Below are 20,716 nucleotides of genomic sequence, written 5' to 3'. Positions count from 1 at the left end.
CACCTTGTCCCCTGGCGATCATGATGGTAATCACATATAGAAAAGATTTTGTCTATAAAGGTCCGTTCAAATGTTTGAATTTGCATTTGAAAAGGTTGCAAATATACTTTTCTATCAGCCCAAGCTCTTTCTTTTCTAAAAACTTCGTTATATAGTTACTTACATCTTTAGTGTCACACGGATAAGGTTTGTAGGTTAAGGTTGTCTCAACAAGTATATGGTCAAGCATTTGTGTATCGCCTTCATATATGCGTGTATATCCGACCTCATACTTATTGAAGTTAAACCTTGGGAAGTAGTGCTAAAATATATATAAGCGCCAAATAGCCCCTACATAGAATTAACTGGGGGCTATTTAACGCTTACGAATTAAATGAGTACGTGGCGCCCAATATTAATCCCCCAGCCTCGATTTAGTCGAAGAGACATTTGATGGTTCTTCAGTTACTCTCGCTAGTCATCTAACCAATTCTCTTTTGAGGTAATCCAATCAATCCAACCACATTTCCGTCAGTAAGACACCATCGCTGTTAGGTCGTATACTCTCTTCCTTAGGTATTTTAGCAAAAACCGGCACTTGCATTGCACTGCCAGTGATGATTATCACCTTGTCCTAAACTCGGAATCATTTCATAGGAGCTTTTATCAAGCGTTGGCATTGTATTTTCTAACATTCGCAAATCCTTCTCATTTACTAGGCGATGGCGATGAATGAGATAGCCTGAATTATACACACCCGGGTGGGAATTGATGACCATTTCACTTCAAACGAAGGGATATTTTCTCCACTACGTCGTAGTGCATCCTATTTACTGTCAACAAAGTATAGGTTTCCTTCTTCATCTTTCATTCCAAAATCACCGGCATGGGACCACAGATTCTTGAAAGCTAATTTATAATGGACCGACTAATGTTGCAAGCAATAGGCGTCTGTTATGTGTAATAATAGTGATGGATTTTATGTTCAGGGACAATTCTGAACCTAATGAGAACCCGATATTTAAGACATCTTTTCATCCATTATACCGGCTAGAAACGAAAATATGAGGCCATACACAATGTACCTATTTCATGAAAATGACCTGCTCTTCGCAATAGTATAGGAGCCAATTTGATTGTAATTAGTAGGTGGCCAGTTTCTGACACAATTCATAATTCAATGAGAATGCTGGTGCCCTATATTAACTCTGAATTTTTTCATATATAGGGGATAATCATTAGTTAACTTGGAATAATTTTGTCTTAACCCCTTCTATATACGCCTCCATCATTCCACTAAATTCTTTGTCTTCTTTGGCATATCCTTGCAAGTCTTTAAAAAGTATTTCTTTAAGTTCCCCCGTTTGTTGACCAATCAACATGGTAATAGACTCAACTCTCTCAAGATATCTTAGTCTACTCTCCAGTAAATCCACCCTATTTAAATCAACTTTATCTAATGTTACTTTTCCTCGGCCGGTAAGGGCAATTAACAGCGATCCTGCGAAGTGAAAATGCATTTTAGGGTTATCAATATAAGGATTAATCAAACTCTGCGACTCGTCATAGTAATCTAACTTCGCTCTATTACATCTTCTACATGCCAGCGTAAGATTTTCCCACTCAAAGCATAAATCCCAGCGTTTCGATTTCGGTAAAATATGCTCAATATCTCCATCACTTATATCCATTACTTTTGATTCACAATAAATACATTTCCCTTTTGTTTCGGCAATTAAAGCATTTTTAATATCAACATGGCGATATTTATTTTCAGTACTTTTAGTGAATGCTGGGTCTCCACTTTTGAACTTTATATATTCGCTAGTCCATTGATTAAAATTATGTTTTAAAATATCTGGTTTCACTGTTTTATCAATCTTTATCATATTTATCCTCATGAAAGTAAGATAACATTTCAGGTAAATATTCATACAAATTCTTTCTGTTTAATTCCTCTTTCATTACCTGTAAATTATCAACCTTAAGTCCTTCGCTTAGATATTTTCCTGTAATTTTATTTAATTCTTCTTCAACCCACACTGGAAAAGTAACTGGCACCCCCAAAACATCCCTCAAAACCTTAAAAGCATCTTTTGCCTGTGCTTTAAAATCAAGCTTTGTAGCCATTACTTTATTGTCATCCCTAAACTTTAATGCGTAAACAGTTGAATTCTCCAATGAATTCACAACAAATGGACTATGGGTTGTTACAATAAATTGAAGGTCAGGAAATGCATTAATTAATTTTGGCAAAATTTCTCTTTGTAATGAAGGATGTAAATGATTCTCAATTTCGTCTATCAATACGACAAAACTATCTTTTGAGTTTATTTCATGTACATATATTTGCCAACATAAATCCACAACAGCTGCTAAGCCCCCCGATAATGCATCGATTAAAAAGTTTCCAGTCTTAGTTATTAGAAATACTTCTCCATCTTTAACAACAAGTTTACTAAAACCAATATGTGAGGGTAGGATCTTTTTTAAAACTTCTTGAAAGTCAAAAAACCACCTCTTATAATCTTCGTTCGGTGATACATACATATTCCCCTCACCAAGGATTGCCAAAGAAATAAGCGACTTTTTCAATAAGTATGTTGGAGAATCGTTGGAGTATTGAATCTGATTAACAATTCTATCTTTTATTGAATCCGTGTACTTTGATAGTAATACGTCAATTTCCGAAGGATTTAAAGATATATCACTAACTTTCGTATATCCATATGGTTCCTTATGGGATGCTATATTAATCCCCTCAATTATAGGATAATAGTATTCTTCTTCATGCGAGATAAAGTTTGTGATAATATTATAAGAGGCATCTACTCTTTTAGGGACATATAGTTTTAAAGTGCCTTTATCTAATTCAATTTCGCCAAATTCCACATTATCGTTACTTATATCATATTCTTCGAAATTATTTAGATAGGGCATTATCTGTTTTAATCTTTTTAAAGTATTACCAAACAAACCTGCTACAAACTTCGAATTATTATTATACTCAGGCAAAGTTGCGACTTCAGAATAATGCCATCCTATTTCTTTTGCTAAAAGTCTTAGGATAGTGCTTTTACCTGCTCCATTGGCGCCAGTAATAATCGTTACTTTTGAATGGAAGTCTATTTTTATATCACTAAATTGATTCCATTCACTGATTGAAAGACTTTTTATCATAACATGCTCCCCTGAATGATAATTTTCTCCATGAACATTTTTTGAATTTTATACTATATAATGATATCACCCATTAACCTCCGCAAAAACTTCATCCATCATATCTTCCATAACAAACGCCTTAAACTCCTCATTCTCCAATATCTTCATAAAGAACTTTTCATTACTTTCCATCCGATCAATGACAAAGTCCATAAATGACTTTTCAAAAGCAAATTTGAAATTGTCCTTTGTATTGTTCTTCGCTTTTTGCTGGATGTCTTCGCTGTTAAGCATATCCGCCTTCACTTGATCACGGGATAAGAAATCCGTCTCGGTGAATTCAGTCCCAAAACGATCATTAAGCTTGTCCAAAATAGACGATAACCGAACCTTTTCATCCTCCACAACACCCGCTGTACCATGTGAAGTAGGCTTCAATTCCTCGCCGCCCGTTTTCTCCAGCTCAATGCTTCCCTCGAACACCTTCTGATTGCGATAATATTGCAACGCTACGTCATCCGCCATGTAAATATCCTTGTCCGAATTGTCGCGCGGAAGCTTGCGCAATAAATAATTCAAGTAAATGTACTGTTTATGCAGCTCCGCATCGATAAATGTTGCAATTTGGAGGACAAATGCATATGTCCGCGTAAACTTAGTCGCGGAGCCTTTGAATGCTTCCTGCTCCTCGGCTGACAAGTCACGTTTAAAACGCTCTACCCCTTTATCAATCCATGCGTTCAATGCTGTTTGTTCTTTCGCCGACTTTGTAAATCCACCTTTGATTTCAAGTTCATTCACCGCATTCATTTCTTCTTCCGTATACACTTGATAAGGTGCGAGCTCAGCTTGTAAGTCGTATAAAATGTTCGGGTCCGTCACTTCCTCAAGCCCTGTCGTTTCATAGTAAGGCTGGAATGCTGCTTTGATATCTTCCGGATCATTTACGAAATCAAGAACGAATGTATCATCCTTGCCCGGGCATGTGCGATTCAAGCGTGATAATGTTTGAACGGCCTTAATTCCACTTAGGGGCTTGTCCACGTACATTGTATGAAGCAATGGTTCATCAAAGCCTGTTTGGTATTTCTCGGCAACGAGCAGCACTTTATATTCATCAGAATTGAACTTATCTGGGAGCTCCTTTTCGCTAAATCCGTTCATATCCGGCTCCGTGTAAGGTAGTTCCCCGTCTTTTACAATCCCAGAGAATGCTACAATCGTTTTCAAATCGTCGTAGTTCATTTTGTCAATATAGCGGTCAAATGCAATTTTATACCGAACTGCATGCAAACGACTTGCGGTAACGACCATCGCTTTTGCACGTCCGCCAATTTTATGTCTCGTGAAATTGCGGTAATGTTCAATGATGATTTCAGTCTTCTGTGAAACATTATGGGGATGCAATGATACGTATTGCGCCAGCTTTTTCGTCGCCTGCTTTTGCGATACGAGCGGATCATCATCCACTTGTTTCGCAATCTTATAGAATGTCTTATACGTTGTGTAATTGCTCAAAACGTCCAGGATAAATCCTTCCTCAATCGCTTGGCGCATCGTGTATTCATGGAATGCATGCGGCTTCCCATTAGTCCCCTTTGTCCCGAACTTTTCGAGCGTTTTCGGCTTAGGAGTTGCAGTGAAAGCGAAAAACGACACATTATCCTGTTTACCACTTTTCATGATTGTCTCGACGATTTGCTCGTCAAGATTATCCATATTCTCTTCCGCAATCCGATCCTCTTCGTAAGCATCTTCTAATGTCTTATCTGATAATATATTCGTTAGTGCTGTCGATGCCTTTCCGCCCTGCGAGGAATGCGCTTCATCAATGATGACGGCATATTTTTTCCGTTCAAGATCCGATACTTTTTCAAGGATGAACGGGAACTTCTGCAACGTCGTAATGATGATGCGCGTTTCACCTGTAATCGCATTCGCTAGTTGGTTCGAGTCCTTATCAATCCGCTCAACCATCCCCGCCTTATGCTCCAATTGGTACACAGCGTCTTGCAATTGCTTGTCCAACACCCGGCGGTCCGTTATGACTATGACACTGCTAAAGATTGCCTCATTATTTTCATCGTGCAGCTTTGCCAAACGGTGAGCTAGCCAGGAAATCGAATTCGTTTTCCCACTACCTGCACTATGTTGAATCAAGTAATTTTGACCAACATTCTTATCAATCACATTCGCCTCAAGCTTCCGTACGACATCAAGCTGATGGTAACGTGGGAAGATTACCATTTTACGCTCGCCAATGACCTCATTGTTCGAGTCCAAAATATCATCCTTTTTCACGAAAACAAAACGGAATAGAATATCGAGCAAACTATCCGGCAGTAATACTTCTTCCCAAAGGTAATGCGTACGGTAGTTGTTATAAACAGTTGGATTCCCTTTACCGCTGTCATTCCCTTTATTGAAAGGAAGGAAGTACGTTTTTGACTTCTTCAACTCCGTCGCCATGAACACTTCATCAGGATCCACAGCAAAGTAAACAACTGTACGCTCATTTGCTTTGAAAAGTTGCTCTATTGGATCACGGTCTTTCTTGAATTGGTCCATCGCATGTTCGACCGTTTGCCTCGTGAACTGATTTTTCAGCTCCATCACAACGAGCGGCAAGCCGTTAATGAAAACAACCATATCCAAGCTGTTAGTATGCTTGTCGCTATAATAAACTTGGCGGCTCACCGTGAAGATGTTCTTTTGATACAGCTCATTCATCAGCTGATTCATCGTTGTCGGAGGTTTATTATAAACAAGCCTCAACGTCACGCCGCGATCCTTAACACCATGGCGTAAACAGTGAACGACCCCATGCTTTTTCAAGCTATCGCAAATGCGATCAAGCACCTTCTTTTTATAATCTGCTCCATAGGATTTCTCCAGCATTTTTAACTGCTTATCCTGCGTTGCCTCCAAAAACTCAAACAGCTTTTCTACATCAAGAGCATACCTTTTAAAAAGCCGGCTCGCTTCTCCTTCCAACACACGCTTCTCATAACCATTCCCGACAAGGGAGGTTTCAATATTTTCCTCAAACCCCTTCTCCGTCGCATCAATCGCCACATTCTCACCTCCGTTACTGTATTGCCTCATAATCTCGTACGTCGATTTTTCCCGTTACCGCCTCGTAGATTAGGGATTGGCGGTATTCTTTGAGTTTTTCAATTGACTCCGATACTTTTTTTATCAATTCATTGAATTCTTCGTCCTGTTTTTTCAACACCGATGCTATTTCCTTTTGTTCCTTTATGGGCGGTAAAGGTATCTGCAAGGACTTTATCAAACCAATTGTCAAGCCATCCCTCAAACCATCCCCAACTAGACCACGTAGTTCGCGATACTTGCTTTTTAAATAGTAGTATAAGAACAAATAATGCAATCTGCTTTCATCAGTTATAAAACCTGCCAACGATTGATTACAGGTAGTTACTATTTCCAGGACCGCAACTTTACCTTTTGTCTTCCCTTGTCCATTAAGTGCCATCATCACTGTATTTACTGGCAACATTGTTGCATTGGAATTATTAAATCCCTCAAAAGTAATTTTATTGTTCACCTTGCTTACAAATTCTTTATTTATTTCTCCAGATGACATCCAATTAATATTTCCATCATTCCAATAGGCTTCATTGTTTTTATCAGGGGTTCCACCTGATCTAACTTTTGAGAAATAAGATAGTTTTCCACGCTTCCAATTTACGGGCATCTGGTCAATCCATTCAACACCTGAACCTTTCATTTTCACATTTGCATTTAAGCCTTTTGTTACTGCTTCTTTGATGATTGCTTGGCGTTTTTCCTCTATTAAAACTATTAAATCCTGTTTAGAATTAATTAGGTGGTCTAGATTAGACAACTTTTGTTCTAAATAACTCCAAATAGTTTCTTGTTCAACTAATGGAGGCACCGGTAATTGTATATTTGCTAGTGCGTCTTGTGTTAACTTTGGTTGAGCAGAACCTGTAATATATATTGAATAGTCGATAGACTCCAATAAGTTTGCCCAAAAATACAGATTACCATTTTTAGGTCTAAGAATGTGTGCATGATTATTGACCCAATACTTACCTTCGGCTACAAAAGCCAATGGGGTTGAGCGGGAATATAAATTCGCTCCATCTTCACCTATTAAGATTAGAGGCTCATCAAATAGGTAATCTTCAACCCTATCGATTACACCTGAAGCCCCATAATAATCATATTTTCTATTAACCATATTCCCCCTTTCCTCAGAACTTAATGGTATTCTTTTATAATCCAAGTTATCAAATAAATATTTTAACTTTGAGACTTTCCAGTGACTAGGTATCTCGTTTACTTTCTCAGTTTTTTCATCCATAAAACGTGAAGAAAGTTTCGTCATATCAACACCTTCTCTAATTGCTTAGTTATATTCTTTTCCAGCTCTTTTATCTCAGCCATAATCTCTTCCGAACTTCGCAGTGCCGTGTATTTATAAAACTGCCTCGTAAATGGAATCTCATACCCAACCCTAGTTTTACTATGATCAATCCAAGCATCCGGCACGTGGGGCAACACTTCTCGCTTAAAGTATTCAATTATATCTTCCTTCAATGGAACATTCTCCGTATCTCGCAAATCCGTATCTACTTCAATCTCATCTTTCTTCTTCAGGCAAGTATCCGCTGTTTCATCCTTTTCAGAAAGCCCAGCCAAAATTGCCTTTAAGATAGGCGCCCCAATAGCTACTCCCGACCCTTTAAAGGCTGCTTTTGATTTCTTTTCAAAGTCCTCACGATTCTTATAAACTGTGTCATTTATATGATTGCGTAACACTTTAAGAATACTTTCTTGCAGCTCTTTTCCTGCTTCTATTTCCGCAATTCCGCTTTCATCTTTTTTCCTCGATGTAGCAAGATTTTGGAATGCTCTTTGTTCGACAACTTGTGCAATACGTTCTTCTGAAATAAGGAAATTCAATCGTAATGGACGCTCTACCGTGATCTTGTGATAGCCGAAGTCTTCATTATCAAAGATCTTTACATACTCGCCTTCTTTAAACTCCCCGTATAACCGGACAATCTCATCGATTTGTTCTTGCGTGATTTCATTACGCTTACTGCCTAAGCTTTTTTTCATTTTCTTTGAGAAATCAACGGCATTGATCAGCTGAACTTTCCCTTTGCGATGGTCCGTTTTATTGTTCGTCAAAATCCATATGTATGTTGAAATACCTGTGTTATAGAATAAGTCGTTCGGCAGTGCTACGATACCTTCCACAAGATCATTTTCGAGCACATATCTGCGGATTTCACTTTCCCCAGACCCAGCATCCCCAGTGAATAATGGCGAACCATTCATAATGATTGCCATTCGTGAACCTTGTGGATTTCCATCGGTCACTGGTTTCATTTTAGAAACCAGGTGAAGCAGGAATAATAGCTGTCCGTCGCTTGTACGGGGAGTACCGGGTCCAAATCGACCGTTGTAACCTAGTTCTTCATGCTCCGCTTTAACCGGTTTTTCATATGACTTCCAATCCACGCCATATGGAGGATTACTGATTAGGTAATCGAATTTCTCCCCTTTGAATTGGTCATTCGATAATGTATTACCTAGGCGGATATTTCGTGCATCCGCGCCTTTGATTAACATATCCGCCTTACAGATTGCATAGGATTCCCCGTTTATTTCTTGGGCGAAGAATTCAAGGTCGGCATTTGGATTGAATTCATGCAAGTATTCCTGCGCGACCGAACCCATGCCGCCCGTCCCTGCAGCACAGTCATATAACGTTTGCGTCAGTCCATATTTCGTCAGAATATCATCATCACGCATGAATAACAGACTAACCATTAAACGCACAACTTCACGTGGAGTGTAATGATCCCCTGCTTCGGCATGTTCCGAGAAACGGCGGATCAATTCCTCGAATATGTATCCCATCTCAATATTCGAAACGACTTCCGGGTGCAAGTCCAATTCACTAAAACGCTTGATTGTTAAATACAATAAATCATTGTCGTTCATTTTATCGATTTGCTTATCAAACTCGAAATACTCCATGATGTCACGTGCTGTTTTGGAGAAGCCGTTCATATAATCGCGTAAGTTGTCCCCGATATTATCCGCATCACTTAACAAGTTGTTGAAGTTGTAGTTACTTGTATTGTGAAAGTTTTGCTTGGCAAGACGATTTAAGATTGGCTCACGGGCATCTTCATTGATTGATTTCAAATCAGCATACTTTGTCAACACTTCTTCTTTCGTCTCCTCCAATACACAGTCAAACCGCCGTAAAACTGCTAGGGGAAGTATTACTTTTCCATAGTCCTCCGGCTTGTATGGTCCACGCAAAACTTCTGCAATCGACCAGATGAAACTTACTTTATCTTGAAAATTGATCATTATTTTCGCTCCGTCTCAAAGATGCTATTAGTCAAATTGTAGTGTTCTATGACTTATTATTATAATACCAATGAAAAAAGGTTCAGACAACACACTTTAAATGGTTATCTTATAGGTGTCGGATTTTTTTGAACAAACACTAAAAAAGAAGCCTGCTGGAAAATGAATTAGTTCATTTCCCAACAGACATCCGCTGCTGTCATATCCTTTTTTGTGCTAGCATGCAACTAAACACTCTTCTTTTTGTCCCCACTGTTCACAGTTAAGTTAGAATCGGTTAAAAGAGGGGACCGCTAAACCAGTCGTTATTTCACCGGCTTCTGTCTAGCATGACGAACCAAGTATATTTCGATAGTCTCCTTTTCCACCCGATAGAAAACTTTATACGGATCCGCCTTGCCCAGAGCAATTAGCACCATTCTTAAGTCAACCTGCTCTTGTTGAATATAAACTGGTCAGCCAGGAATATATAAAGAAAGATCTTGGTTTTTGAAATACGCTTGTATAGTCTCTTTCAGATGCGGTGCGACGTTTGGTAACTCAATCATTCGCCTCCATAGATCCAATTCCAACAAGGATTCGATGGCTGATCTTCGCCAGGTTACCTTCATGAATCAATCCCTAACATTGCATTAATTTCCTCATCTGTAAGGATTGGATTCTCTCTATCCAACGTTGCCCTCAGACGTTTTTCCTCCACCGGGTCCGTGACAACATAAGCCGCATACTCGTTTACTACCTCCACTTCCATAAGCAAGTACTTTTTCGCATCCACTTGAATATACGGACGCCCAGATTGAATTGCCTTCTTCACTTCATCATTTTCAATTTTGATTGGTTCCATTATATTCACTTCCTCTTTGCTCTTTTATTTTATACCTGATTAGAGAAAAGGCTCAATTACCGCACACCCCCAATACTGCTATTTCGGAATAACCTCCCATAAACCTAAAACTCATGTTACAGTAAAATTAAGTCAATATACCGAAAACAACGGAGGCGCCCAACATGTACAAGATTTCAGACACCAATGCAGCAAAAGTCGATGAGACGACTTTCTCCAGTTTGAATTACAAGGAAAGCGATATTGAATAGCTGCTTCGGAAAAATATTGAGATGATATGCGATAAAGAGGAATTGATGCTCATTGTCAGGAAGCAAGTGCGGAATGCGAGCAATGGAATCAGTGACTTAACGGCGATTGATCATGAAGGGAATATTGTTTTAATTGAAATCAAGAGGGATCGTAAAGATATCGAAGGGCGGAAAGAGGCGTTTGAATTCCAGGCGATCCGCTATGCGGCGAGCTATGCCTAGATTGCAGACGTCGAGGATCTTGTGAATCGAATTTACGCCCCTTATATTGAGCGATATGAAAAGGGCTTCGAAAATGGTCCCCTTACGAGCATGGAGCTGGGCACTCGGAAGGTCATGGAGTTTCTACAAAGGAATAACGCCGAGAATAATTTCAATAAGAAGTAGAAAATCCTCTTAGTTGCTGCCGATTATGATGAGCAGACTTTGTCTGCGGTCGCATGGCTGAATAGCAATCATGTAGATATTAGCTGCTATAAACTGATTCCTTATAAAATCAACGATGACCTTTTCATAAGCACAAAGAAAGTATTACCGGTAAGCACATACAATGATTTCTTCGTCGACTTTGCGGAAACGAGGCCAAAATAAGTTTCGCGGAAGCCGATTACCCGACGAACCCTACCGAAAATCGACGCGATGCTTGAATGGGGAGTTTTGAAGGCTTGTGAGGTAATCGTCGCCAAAGGCAAGGAAGATAGCAGGGTTTTGCTTTCCAATGGGAATATGCAAGTAAACGGCATCGAGCAATCCATGCAAAAGTGGTTGAAGGAAGTTTTTGACTGGTCCAGCGTCCAGACGTATGCTTTTGCTGTGCACCAAGAAACTGGGAAGACGCTTTCCCAATCGCGGGAGGAGTATATGGAGAGGGGGAAGGAAGAGGAGGCAGTGGTGATTGAATAATAGTTGATAAAAGTAATAATATGAAATATCCGTTTGACTGTGGTAAACTGAACATATAATAAGAAATGACCGGATGTTGTAGCATCCGGCCGGCGCAACTGACATCCGCTTGAAAGGCGGTTGGCCAAGTGCGAATAGTTAGTATTAAAAAGAGTAACTACCCTGCTTACATGTCCGTTAGCGGTGGGTTGTTACTTTTTTCTTTTGGTGTCTAGGGCAATGATTGCTACAATTGCTAGCACAGCTGTTACGATGAGTATTCCAAATTGGATCATCGTATTCATTGCTTCATATGTCACCATATATACCCCCCCTTCCAAAGGGAGTGCCTACCGCCCATCCGCTATATGTCGTTGCAACTATTAGTCTATCATATCGATGATTAATTATCGATTGAGCATTAAAAACTTTTATTTAAGTTATCCGGTTAGAATGGCAACAAGAAATAAAGCCGGAAGTGATTAAACCTCAGATCCAATTTCACTGTGTCCCCTTTCCTAAAAAAACACCTCACATCCCCCTCAACAGATGATTCACCAATCTCATATCAAATCCCTGATACAACTGCCCCCTTGCCCATTCCTTCATGGAAGCATGCCCTGGATGGGATGGATTCCCCATAACGGCTAAAAACTCACGGAAGCCCGGCTCTCCCTCGCAATCTTCAGGTGGCGCATCACCTTCGCCGTCCAGGCAAATCGGTGATTCCACAGTCTCGTCATTCACAATCTCCTCCACAATAATTTCATGCTGCCAAAAGTCACCGAAGTCATATATATATTTCATCACCGTATATTTCGGAATGATGTCAGATAACAGCATGTCTTTCTCAAGTACCCGCTCCACTTCTTCCGAATCGCTCATCAAGTCCTCGTTCATGACGATATTCAAGACCGGGTTGTAATCGCCCGTGACATGATAGGGCGAGAAGTGGGAATACGGCTCCACCGTTTCAGTTTGATCGAACACGTAAAACTCATGGAGATGGCTGTTTGTCCACCCGAAAAGGATTTGCAGCATATCATGGAACTCGGTAAATGGCATATTGAGCGGAACGCATACACGCCGCCAGACGGAAAGCCCTTCCAATGGCATTACCGGTTGCTGTTGTTCATAAGCACGAGCGTCTTCCGTCGATCAATCACCAGCAAATTGGCATGCCATGCATACAGCTCGTTTTCCTCTTCCTCGTTATCAAGCATCACGTCAAATGGTATTGCATCCAATAGCTTTTTCGTTCCGTGTATTTATCAATTGAAATAAACCCCTTTCTCTCACCCCGTCAGTTATCTTCTATTCTATAGGAATATCGGGAAGCTTTCTCTTTTTAACTTCATCATCACTGATTTTGAACTGTTGCCGTCCAGTGGAATTCCTAGTACATTCCTATTAATAGATCCATCGTCCGGCGTGATCTTCTTCAATCACTTTGAAAAATGGCTGTAGTTCTTCAAAGGAGATCAAAAAGCAAAGGAGGTAGTTGCAATGGAAAGTTCCGCTTCCAAAGAAGCCTTTGAGGAGATCAGCACGCTTACTATGATTTCACCAATTAAAATTCAAAAAAGAAGCATGCATTCCCATTGGGGAAAGATCATGCTTCTTTTGATTTATCCATAAAGCTAATGTCATTCGTTAGATGTCGCATGTATATCTTCGGTGTAATTATACGTAGAAGGATCGACTGACGTATACCCTTTCGGCGTATAGAATCTCAACAAATCTCCATTCACAACTCTATCAGAAAGCTCCAACTTATAATCCACGTCTTTCTTCATCGTATTCGCATGCTCCAATTGGCTATCGTCGAGTGGTAAGCCTGTTTGATGATCATAAAGCTTTTCATTGATTGAATCGATTGTCGGGCTGATAAAATCGCCATTTCTAAATGGAACCACTTCGTTATGCTCTTCAGAGAGTAGATCTGAACCGAATTGAATAAAGTTTTTCGTATCAATTCCAAGTAAATGTAACAACGTTGGCAGAAGGTCTGTTTGGCCGCCGTACGTGTGGTTTATACCGCCTTGCATTCCGGGAACATGAATGAATAATGGGACGCGTTGCAAATTCGCACTTTCATATGGTGTGATTTCTTTCTCCATAATTTGTCCCATCGCTTTTTTATGATTATCTGAAATACCATAATGGTCGCCATACAGAACAATCATCGAATTATCATATAAGCCTAGTTCTTTTAATCGAGTGAAGACTTTTTCAATCGCTTCATCGGTATAACGCGCAGTTTGGAAATAATCATCAACACTGGCATCTCCGGTTTGGGCTTTATCAATTGTTACTAAGTCTTGATCCATATCATACGGATAGTGGTTTCCGACCGTAATGAATTTCGTATAAAACGGTTGTGGCAATGAGCTCAACAGACTTTCAGATTGGTCATAGAAAGGTTTATCTAACAATCCGTATTCAGCCATGTCGATCGGGGAACTCGTATCATAATAACTCGCGTCAAAGAAATGATCGAAGCCAAATGATTTGTAAATGACATTTCGATTCCAGAAGCTGCCGTTATTGCCGTGAAATACAGCTGATGTATAACCATAATCCTTTAAAATACTTGGGGCTGCCTGGTACGTATTTTGTGCTTTTGTAATAAAAGCAGATCCTTGCGGGAGCCCGAATAAAGAGTTTTCCAACATGAATTCCGCATCGGACGTTTTGCCTTGCCCTGTTTGATGGAAAAAGTTATCGAAATATGTTGTATTCTCGTCTTTTGTTAATGAATTTAGAAATGGTGTAACCTCTTCACCGTTCAATTTGTAGTTGATCACAAAGTTTTGGAATGATTCTAGATGTAAATAAATGACGTTCATCCCTTTTGCTGCCCCGAAATACGTTTCATTTGGTTCGGCGTAAGTGGATTGAGTATAGTTAATCACTTCTGTAATATCACTACTATCCGCCAAAGCTCTCTGCGATGAGGCTGCCATTGTTTCTACCGAGTCGTAGATCGAGTAGTTATACATTCCTAGATATTTCACAATATAACTTCTATCAAAGCCCCGCGTTAATAATTGCGGACGACTGGCTTCAGCTAGTCCTAGATTGATGATCGATAGTAGTAATGCGCCAGCAATAATTGCGGTTGCTTTTTTATATCCAACACGATTTTCTTCCTTTTGAATCTTACTTGAGAAGCGCAGATAAAACAGTACAAAAACATCGACAAAGAACAAGATATCATAAGATTTTAGTAATGAAAGAACACTTCCGCCTAAATCCCCGAAGTTCTGCGTTTGGAAGAGCGTCGGCAATGTAATGAAATCGCTAAAGAACCGGTAATAGACGACATTTGCATATAAAAGAATAGACATAAGCGTGTAAACAATAAGGAGTGATGTATATTTTTTCTTTCCTTTAAATAGAAATGAAATTCCTAGGAAGAGCAATGCTGAACCTAATGGATTTAGGAGTAAAAGGAATTGTTGAAGAGGTCCTTCTACACCCAGTTCAAATTGTGAGGTTTGAGTGATATATGTTTTAACCCATAACATCAAAACAGCAAAGAAATACATCATCAAAAAGTTGTTTAAAAGATTATCTTTTTTATTTCCTAGATTTCTCATCTTCACACCAACCTTTTACTTTATAAATTTTCATCTTTAGTCATTTGAGTTAGTGACTGCAAGGCATAAAAAAGTGTTATTTAAAAATAACTTTTCCTGCAACCAGTGTATATTACTCCTATTTTCCACATACGTCAAGTCGTTAAGATTAACCATGAACAGTAGTTAATAAAATCGCGAAACTTTTTACATACATAATGCGTAAGTAAAATGAAAAGGAGGAAAAACATATGAAGAAAATAATTGGGGTATTCATTGTTGTACTGATTTCACTAGGGGTAGCCGATATGTTAAAAGGGGTTATTTTAACAGTAATATACACACCGAATCTTTACTCACAAAGTGGCCAGGAAATGGCGACCTATCTACAATATATCATTTCAGCTATAACGGTAACCTTTGCCCTTTGGAGTATTCACAAACTGAATAATTTAGTGAAAAACGCTAGATCATCAGTTGAAACATCATGAAATTTTACGCCTTCAAGCAGTCTGTTAGTGTCCTGATTTTAGTTCTCCTTGCTTTTGCCGTTGATTATTACAGTCAAAACGTAAGTATAGAAAATGTCGTCTTTAAGCAATTGATTGTTTATAACCCTTTCAATTATTCTCTTGGTTTGCAATCAACTCCTATATAATTACGCCAAAAAAGAAGACACCTTTATGCAACATAAAATATGGAATAAAATGTTTATCATCATTTTAGGATGGTTAATGATTTCATTCATCCTATTTATTCTTTTGTTCTTTACGACTCCCCTAGGTGATTTGATTTCAGGACATGCATGGATTATGCTCATTGTCGTCTATTACTTTTTATTCTTCATGAATCTTTTTGTTCTATCAATTGTACATATCGCAGTTACTCATTCGATGGAGATCGAGAAAAAAATCGTAATAACGTGGGCAAGCTCTTCACTCCTCGTAGCGGTCATTTTATTTCTAGTACCAGGTTTTTAATAATCGATAGGAAACTTAGAAAAACGTCAAAAGCCACCCTACGAGGATGGCTTTTCCTTTTGGACCAATCAAGCTGCTCAGTTTATCCATTCCATCAACAAGCCGTATCTTCCCCAGCTCGCCACATATCAATCGTTTTATGGATGAATTGTTCCAATCCCGTCTCTTCCATCTTTATCGACTTTTTGACGCGAATGCAACCTTTTTTCCATAATTATAGCCTGCCAATAGAGTTTCTGCATTTTCCACCTTATCGATCGTACCTACATAGAGGCTGACATAATGTTTTTGCGCGTTCAACGCAAGGATATAGTCCTCTTTCCCGTAATTCAACATCTTATAGCGAATTACCTCTTCCAACTCAGGTGCATACGTAATAATCATTTGCCGAATTGCGAGCAGTTTCTCTTTTCGCCAATCGTCTTCAAGCAACTCCAAATACTCTTCAGGATTCTTCGCATCATATTGCATGTTGAAGTCCCACCCCTTCGCTATCACTTTTACTGTAGTATACAGGTAATTTGCTATCTACGCAGTCTATTGACAGAAATAAAAGAAGAAGCATGAACTCCCCAATCGGAAAGCTCATGCTTCTCACCAAGCCCTCATTTATTGTTGATGTAATCCATGCCTTGCTGTGTAATATTCAAAACCAAATGATCCGACCCTTGCCCGCTATCAGTCGCGTATCCCGCCTCAATCAGATGATCAATCGCCAACTTGCTGTTGATATCGGCATTCAACATCGCTTTCGGCAAGTTATAACTTCCTCCGTTCATCGCAAAGTGGTAGTCATAAAGACTTTTCAAAAGCACATCCGACAGGTTTTTGACTTCTTCATTCATCAAACATTCCCTCCTTCTTATACAGTGATCTAGCATATTTGCATATAGCAAGTATAACATCCACATTTCTGAAAAGTGTGTTTTTCTTCTGCTTACATAGTGATGTTTCCTAAAAAAAGAAGCATAAATTCCCAAACTTGAGAATTCATGCTTCTTTCATTTAACTCATTTCAAAATCGCAACCTCAACTCGGTTACTTCCCATCGTGAACTCTTTCATGTGTTCCGCTTTCCCTACAGTGAGGTTGTTCACAAGAATGTTTTCTGCGATCAGCTTTTCATATTGTTGAACTGCTTTCCTCACATCTTCATCCCCATCCAGTACGATGTCAACGCGAAGATCGATTGGCAGATCTTGCGTCTTTCGCTCATCTTGGATGACACGGATCACTTCGCGCGCCAAACCTTCAAGGCGCAGCTCTTCTGTTATTGTGGTGTCTAACATAACGTGGAAGTCCTGGTTGGACCCCATGGAGAGGCCGGAATCAGCTACCCGTTCAACGTTTAATAACTCCATTGGCACTTCAATATCCCCGTCTTCGGTTGGCACAACTGCCTTCCCGTCCAGGATAACTTTTGCCGCCTCCTTCTCGGAGAGCTTTTCCAAGAAGCTTTTGACGATACCGACTTGTTTTCCAAGAACAGGCCCTGCCGCCCGGAAGTTCAGCTTCACGTCGTACCGGACAAGATCGTCCGAAGACTGCTTAACGACGATGTTTTTCACGTTAATTTCATTGCGGATGATGCTGCTGTACTGCTCCAATGCATCTCCTTGCGCAGCATTGACCGGGATGATGACCAGCTCGGAAAGCGGCTGCTTCGTCTTAATGGCTTCAGCGTTACGGATTCCGCGCGCCAGTTCCACGACTTGCAGGACAGCATCCATATCTTGCTCCAGTTGCGTATCCACTTCTTCGTCATTGATTTCCGGAAAGCGGGCAAGATGGACGCTTTCGTCAGTGAGATTCACATGGATATCCTCGGCCAAGAATGGGATAAAAGGAGCCAAAAGCTTGCTTACTCGGACAAGTACTTCATGAAGTGTATGATAAGCTGCCTTTTTGGACTCTGTCATGCCTTCCTTCCAAAAACGGTCACGGGAACGACGGATGTACCAGTTACTGATTTCATCCACATATTTCTCAAGTGCTTTTGCTGCCTTCGTGAAATCATAGTCATCCAATGCTTCCCTTACGACAGCGGAGACACTATTTAAACGAGACAATACCCAGCGGTCCAACAGCGTCTTCTCACCTGTTTCCTTTTCATCGAAACGATACCCATCGATGTTTGCATACAATGTATAAAAACCATGTGTATTTACGAGCGTATCAATCACTTTCGATTTCGCTTCGATAACAACCCGCTCAGAGAAGCGTTTATTATTCCACGGTGCACTATCAGCCAGCAATGCCCAGCGAAAAGCATCCGCACCGAATTTGTCGACGATATCTACCGGGTTCAGGGCATTCCCTTTACTTTTCGACATCTTCCGTCCCTCTTCATCAAGGATATGTCCTGTTGAAAGTACTCGCTTATAAGGAGCCTTTCCAGTAAACAGTGTAGATACAGCGAGTAGGCTGTAGAACCACCCACGCGTCTGATCGATTCCTTCGCAGATAACATCAGCCGGGAATTGCTTCTTGAACTGCTCTTTATTCTCAAACGGATAATGTTGCTGCGCAAACGGCATGGAGCCACTGTCAAACCAGACGTCAATCACTTCCGAAACACGATTCATCGTGCCTTCACATTTTTCACACGTCAGCTGAACCCGGTCGACGTATGGCTTATGGAGCTCCACGTCCCCGATATCCCCAATCGCTTTGTCTTGAAGGTCCGCCTGGCTGTGCGGGGCATATTGATGATCACAAGCCTCACAGATCCAGATCGGAAGCGGCGTCCCCCAGTAACGGTTCCGTCCGATATTCCAGTCAACCATGTTTTCTAAAAACTTCCCGAAGCGTCCATCTTTGATATGTGCCGGATGCCATTCAACTTCCTGGTTGTTTTTCAGGAATTGTTCTTTAAGTGCCGTCGTCTGAATAAACCAACTCTCGATCGCGTAATAAAGCAATGGCGAGTCACAACGCCAGCAGTGCGGATAGCTGTGCTCGTATTTTTCCTTTTCGAACAAGAGCCCTTCATTCGCTAAATATTTCACAATATCCACATCGCAGTCTTTCACGAATCGGCCGGCAAATGGAGGGATGTCCTCGGTATAGCGTCCTTGCCTGTCAACAACGTTGAAGAAGGAAAGATTATGTTCTTTCGCTAAGTTGTAGTCATCTTCACCGTACGCAGGCGCGACGTGCACAATCCCTGTACCACTTTCCGCGTTAACGAAATCTGCTTCCACAACAAAGTGTCCGCGCTCTGGCGTCATGAACGGGAATGGCGCGCGATATTCAACACCTTTGAAGTCGCTGCCTTTGTGAGTCGAAATGACTTCAAACTCCTCACCCAAGTTCTTCTCCGCCAGCTCTTTCGCAACGATGAACACCTCATTCCCTTTCCTTGCTTTTACATACGTAAGTGCCGGGTTCACGGCAAGTGTGACGTTTGCAGGCAAAGTCCAAGGCGTCGTTGTCCATCCAAGGAAAAATTCATTCTCTGTCCCTTTCACTTTAAACTTCGCCGTTGCGGAAAGGTCTTTGACATCTTTATAGCCTTGGGCAACTTCATGGGAACTCAACGTCGTCTGACAGCTTGGGCAATACGGTGTCACCCGGTGGCCCTTATACAACAGCCCGCGTTTATGCAGGTCGCTTAAGATATACCAGACACTTTCAATGTACCGGTTTTCGAGGGTCATATACGGATCGTCCATATCGATCCAGTAACCAATCGACTCTGTGAACTCACGCCATTGCTTCTCATAGCTAAAGACACTCTTCTTGCATTCTTCGATGAACTTCTCGACCCCATACTCTTCAATTTCCTGCTTCCCCGAAATGCCAAGCTGCTTCTCCACTTCAAGCTCCACCGGCAGCCCGTGCGTATCCCATCCCCCTTTCCGCCAAACTTGATAACCCTGCATCGTCTTATAACGCGCAACAAAATCCTTGATGACCCGGCCAAGCACATGACCCGCGTGCGGAAGGCCATTCGCGGTCGGAGGCCCTTCATAAAACACAAACGTTTCCGCACCCTCGCGCTCCACCATCGAGCGCTTAAACACTTCTTCAGCATTCCAATACTCTTTGACCCGGTTTTCACGTTCCAACGCCGCTTCTTTCGTATTCACACTACGCATACTCCCCACTCCGCTTCCTTTTATTTATAATAACGACACATCGTTCCCCTATTAAAAAACACAAAAATCCGCCCCTATATAAAAAATAGGGACGGATTGAATCCGCGGTACCACCCATATTCCGTGTCACTTTCCACACGGCGCTCGGTAAACAGAACGGATAACGGCCGCCTGCCGATTCTGCCTACTAAGTGATTTCAGCAGAACTTCTCAGAGATGATCTTCAGCTCCAACCCGTCATCGCCTTTCAGCAACCAGCGACTCTCTGTGGACAAGGATGACAGCCTACTTTTCTCGTCATTGAATAATTTGTTAATTTTACATATAGTATATCGAATGGAGGGGAATGTCAAAGGGTTATTCATTCAAAGAAAAAAAGATGGCTTGTGACTTAGCTCTTACCACTCCGTATTTTCAGGAACCCAAATGATTATGGTAAGAACCTCAAATATTGGCGGTATAGCACCTTACGCATTTTCATCTAAGGATGCCTCCCACTTTCGAACAAGCAAATAGCTCTTCAATTACTTTTTATAGTGACGAATAAATTAAGGAC

At 40.7% G+C, this 20,716-nt stretch carries 18 protein-coding genes and 1 other annotated feature; of the genes, 5 read left to right on the top strand and 13 right to left on the bottom strand.

What is annotated here, in order from left to right; translation table 11 throughout:
• Positions 1–1,217 precede the first annotated feature (1,217 nt).
• From SLU01_RS05820 to SLU01_RS05795, 6 genes are all read right to left on the bottom strand, one after another.
• Positions 1,218–1,868 carry an HNH endonuclease gene (locus tag SLU01_RS05820; protein ID WP_170232603.1) on the bottom strand — a complete coding sequence of 217 codons (651 nt, stop codon included), beginning with the start codon at positions 1,866–1,868 and terminating at the stop codon, positions 1,218–1,220.
• On the bottom strand, positions 1,855–3,159 hold the full coding sequence (locus tag SLU01_RS05815) for an AAA family ATPase (RefSeq protein WP_147056261.1): 1,305 nt from the start codon (positions 3,157–3,159) through the stop codon (positions 1,855–1,857). Before SLU01_RS05815 ends, SLU01_RS05820 begins: the two co-directional genes overlap by 14 nt.
• 66 nt (positions 3,160–3,225) lie before the next feature.
• Entirely contained in the window at positions 3,226–6,216 is a 2,991-nt protein-coding gene (locus SLU01_RS05810; protein ID WP_147056260.1) for a type I restriction endonuclease subunit R, read from the bottom strand.
• Between the two features lie 13 nt (positions 6,217–6,229).
• Positions 6,230–7,516: a restriction endonuclease subunit S gene (locus SLU01_RS05805; RefSeq protein WP_147056259.1), complete on the bottom strand. Its 1,287-nt coding sequence runs from the start codon at positions 7,514–7,516 to the stop codon at positions 6,230–6,232.
• Entirely contained in the window at positions 7,513–9,522 is a 2,010-nt protein-coding gene (locus SLU01_RS05800) for a type I restriction-modification system subunit M (protein ID WP_147056258.1), read from the bottom strand. Before SLU01_RS05800 ends, SLU01_RS05805 begins: the two co-directional genes overlap by 4 nt.
• Before the next feature lie 607 nt (positions 9,523–10,129).
• Complete coding sequence (locus tag SLU01_RS05795) at positions 10,130–10,366, bottom strand: hypothetical protein (RefSeq protein ID WP_147056256.1); 237 nt, start codon at positions 10,364–10,366, stop codon at positions 10,130–10,132.
• Between the two features lie 272 nt (positions 10,367–10,638).
• Here SLU01_RS05795 and SLU01_RS18215 point away from each other — a divergent pair, with 272 nt between their 5' ends.
• Both SLU01_RS18215 and SLU01_RS18210 read left to right on the top strand, forming a co-directional pair.
• Positions 10,639–10,839, top strand: a complete 201-nt coding sequence (locus SLU01_RS18215) for a hypothetical protein (RefSeq protein WP_246110892.1) — start codon at positions 10,639–10,641, stop codon at positions 10,837–10,839.
• Between the two features lie 435 nt (positions 10,840–11,274).
• A complete protein-coding gene (locus SLU01_RS18210; RefSeq protein ID WP_246110891.1) occupies positions 11,275–11,520 on the top strand; it encodes a hypothetical protein in 246 nt (81 codons plus the stop codon).
• A 191-nt stretch (positions 11,521–11,711) separates the two neighbouring features.
• On the opposite strand, the gene SLU01_RS18205 is transcribed toward SLU01_RS18210, so the two are convergent.
• From SLU01_RS18205 to SLU01_RS18340, 3 genes are all read right to left on the bottom strand, one after another.
• The gene (locus tag SLU01_RS18205; protein ID WP_246110890.1) at positions 11,712–11,822 is read right to left on the bottom strand and encodes a putative holin-like toxin; all 111 of its coding nucleotides are present in this window, start codon (positions 11,820–11,822) and stop codon (positions 11,712–11,714) included.
• 208 nt (positions 11,823–12,030) lie between these two features.
• The gene (locus SLU01_RS05785) at positions 12,031–12,615 is read right to left on the bottom strand and encodes a plasmid pRiA4b ORF-3 family protein (RefSeq protein ID WP_147056254.1); all 585 of its coding nucleotides are present in this window, start codon (positions 12,613–12,615) and stop codon (positions 12,031–12,033) included.
• The gene (locus SLU01_RS18340; RefSeq protein ID WP_373866393.1) at positions 12,615–12,767 is read right to left on the bottom strand and encodes a DUF6933 domain-containing protein; all 153 of its coding nucleotides are present in this window, start codon (positions 12,765–12,767) and stop codon (positions 12,615–12,617) included. Before SLU01_RS18340 ends, SLU01_RS05785 begins: the two co-directional genes overlap by 1 nt.
• A gap of 238 nt (positions 12,768–13,005) precedes the next feature.
• On the opposite strand from SLU01_RS18340, the gene SLU01_RS18335 reads away from it, so the two are divergent.
• Positions 13,006–13,137: a hypothetical protein gene (locus SLU01_RS18335; RefSeq protein WP_281288365.1), complete on the top strand. Its 132-nt coding sequence runs from the start codon at positions 13,006–13,008 to the stop codon at positions 13,135–13,137.
• Between the two features lie 8 nt (positions 13,138–13,145).
• On the opposite strand, the gene ltaS is transcribed toward SLU01_RS18335, so the two are convergent.
• Positions 13,146–15,101 carry a lipoteichoic acid synthase gene (gene ltaS, locus SLU01_RS05780; RefSeq protein ID WP_147056252.1) on the bottom strand — a complete coding sequence of 652 codons (1,956 nt, stop codon included), beginning with the start codon at positions 15,099–15,101 and terminating at the stop codon, positions 13,146–13,148.
• A gap of 230 nt (positions 15,102–15,331) precedes the next feature.
• Here ltaS and SLU01_RS05775 point away from each other — a divergent pair, with 230 nt between their 5' ends.
• Together SLU01_RS05775 and SLU01_RS05770 are read left to right on the top strand one after the other, a co-directional pair.
• Entirely contained in the window at positions 15,332–15,571 is a 240-nt protein-coding gene (locus tag SLU01_RS05775) for a hypothetical protein (protein WP_147056250.1), read from the top strand.
• 192 nt (positions 15,572–15,763) lie between these two features.
• Complete coding sequence (locus SLU01_RS05770) at positions 15,764–16,060, top strand: hypothetical protein (protein WP_147056248.1); 297 nt, start codon at positions 15,764–15,766, stop codon at positions 16,058–16,060.
• A gap of 174 nt (positions 16,061–16,234) precedes the next feature.
• Here SLU01_RS05770 and SLU01_RS05765 read toward each other — a convergent pair whose 3' ends face one another.
• The 3 genes from SLU01_RS05765 to ileS all read right to left on the bottom strand — a co-directional run bounded on the left by SLU01_RS05765 (position 16,235) and on the right by ileS (position 20,160).
• The gene (locus tag SLU01_RS05765; RefSeq protein WP_246110888.1) at positions 16,235–16,531 is read right to left on the bottom strand and encodes a DUF1801 domain-containing protein; all 297 of its coding nucleotides are present in this window, start codon (positions 16,529–16,531) and stop codon (positions 16,235–16,237) included.
• Between the two features lie 134 nt (positions 16,532–16,665).
• Complete coding sequence (locus tag SLU01_RS05760; protein ID WP_147056246.1) at positions 16,666–16,905, bottom strand: hypothetical protein; 240 nt, start codon at positions 16,903–16,905, stop codon at positions 16,666–16,668.
• Positions 16,906–17,070: 165 nt separating this feature from the next.
• Complete coding sequence (gene ileS / locus SLU01_RS05755) at positions 17,071–20,160, bottom strand: isoleucine--tRNA ligase (RefSeq protein ID WP_147056244.1); 3,090 nt, start codon at positions 20,158–20,160, stop codon at positions 17,071–17,073.
• A gap of 84 nt (positions 20,161–20,244) precedes the next feature.
• Positions 20,245–20,470: a binding site (T-box leader), on the bottom strand.
• Between the last annotated feature and the right edge of the window lie 246 nt (positions 20,471–20,716).

It is taken from the genome of Sporosarcina luteola (assembly GCF_007991495.1).
GTDB lineage: Bacteria > Bacillota > Bacilli > Bacillales_A > Planococcaceae > Sporosarcina > Sporosarcina luteola.
Note: the sequence above shows the minus strand (reverse complement) of the source record. Positions and strands in the feature narration are given on the sequence as shown.

Excerpts from the sequence above, each read along its gene's own strand:
- SLU01_RS05820 (WP_170232603.1), bottom strand. The coding sequence starts at position 1,868 with ATGATAAAGATTGATAAAACAGTGAAACCAGATATTTTAAAACATAAT.
- SLU01_RS05815 (WP_147056261.1), bottom strand. The coding sequence starts at position 3,159 with ATGATAAAAAGTCTTTCAATCAGTGAATGGAATCAATTTAGTGATATA.
- SLU01_RS05805 (WP_147056259.1), bottom strand. The coding sequence starts at position 7,516 with ATGACGAAACTTTCTTCACGTTTTATGGATGAAAAAACTGAGAAAGTA.
- SLU01_RS05800 (WP_147056258.1), bottom strand. The coding sequence starts at position 9,522 with ATGATCAATTTTCAAGATAAAGTAAGTTTCATCTGGTCGATTGCAGAA.
- SLU01_RS05795 (WP_147056256.1), bottom strand. The coding sequence starts at position 10,366 with ATGGAACCAATCAAAATTGAAAATGATGAAGTGAAGAAGGCAATTCAA.
- SLU01_RS18215 (WP_246110892.1), top strand. The coding sequence starts at position 10,639 with ATGATATGCGATAAAGAGGAATTGATGCTCATTGTCAGGAAGCAAGTG.
- SLU01_RS18205 (WP_246110890.1), bottom strand. The coding sequence starts at position 11,822 with ATGGTGACATATGAAGCAATGAATACGATGATCCAATTTGGAATACTC.
- SLU01_RS05785 (WP_147056254.1), bottom strand. The coding sequence starts at position 12,615 with ATGCCATTGGAAGGGCTTTCCGTCTGGCGGCGTGTATGCGTTCCGCTC.
- SLU01_RS18335 (WP_281288365.1), top strand. The coding sequence starts at position 13,006 with ATGGAAAGTTCCGCTTCCAAAGAAGCCTTTGAGGAGATCAGCACGCTT.
- ltaS (WP_147056252.1), bottom strand. The coding sequence starts at position 15,101 with ATGAGAAATCTAGGAAATAAAAAAGATAATCTTTTAAACAACTTTTTG.
- SLU01_RS05775 (WP_147056250.1), top strand. The coding sequence starts at position 15,332 with ATGAAGAAAATAATTGGGGTATTCATTGTTGTACTGATTTCACTAGGG.
- SLU01_RS05770 (WP_147056248.1), top strand. The coding sequence starts at position 15,764 with ATGCAACATAAAATATGGAATAAAATGTTTATCATCATTTTAGGATGG.
- SLU01_RS05765 (WP_246110888.1), bottom strand. The coding sequence starts at position 16,531 with ATGCAATATGATGCGAAGAATCCTGAAGAGTATTTGGAGTTGCTTGAA.
- SLU01_RS05760 (WP_147056246.1), bottom strand. The coding sequence starts at position 16,905 with ATGAATGAAGAAGTCAAAAACCTGTCGGATGTGCTTTTGAAAAGTCTT.
- ileS (WP_147056244.1), bottom strand. The coding sequence starts at position 20,160 with ATGCGTAGTGTGAATACGAAAGAAGCGGCGTTGGAACGTGAAAACCGG.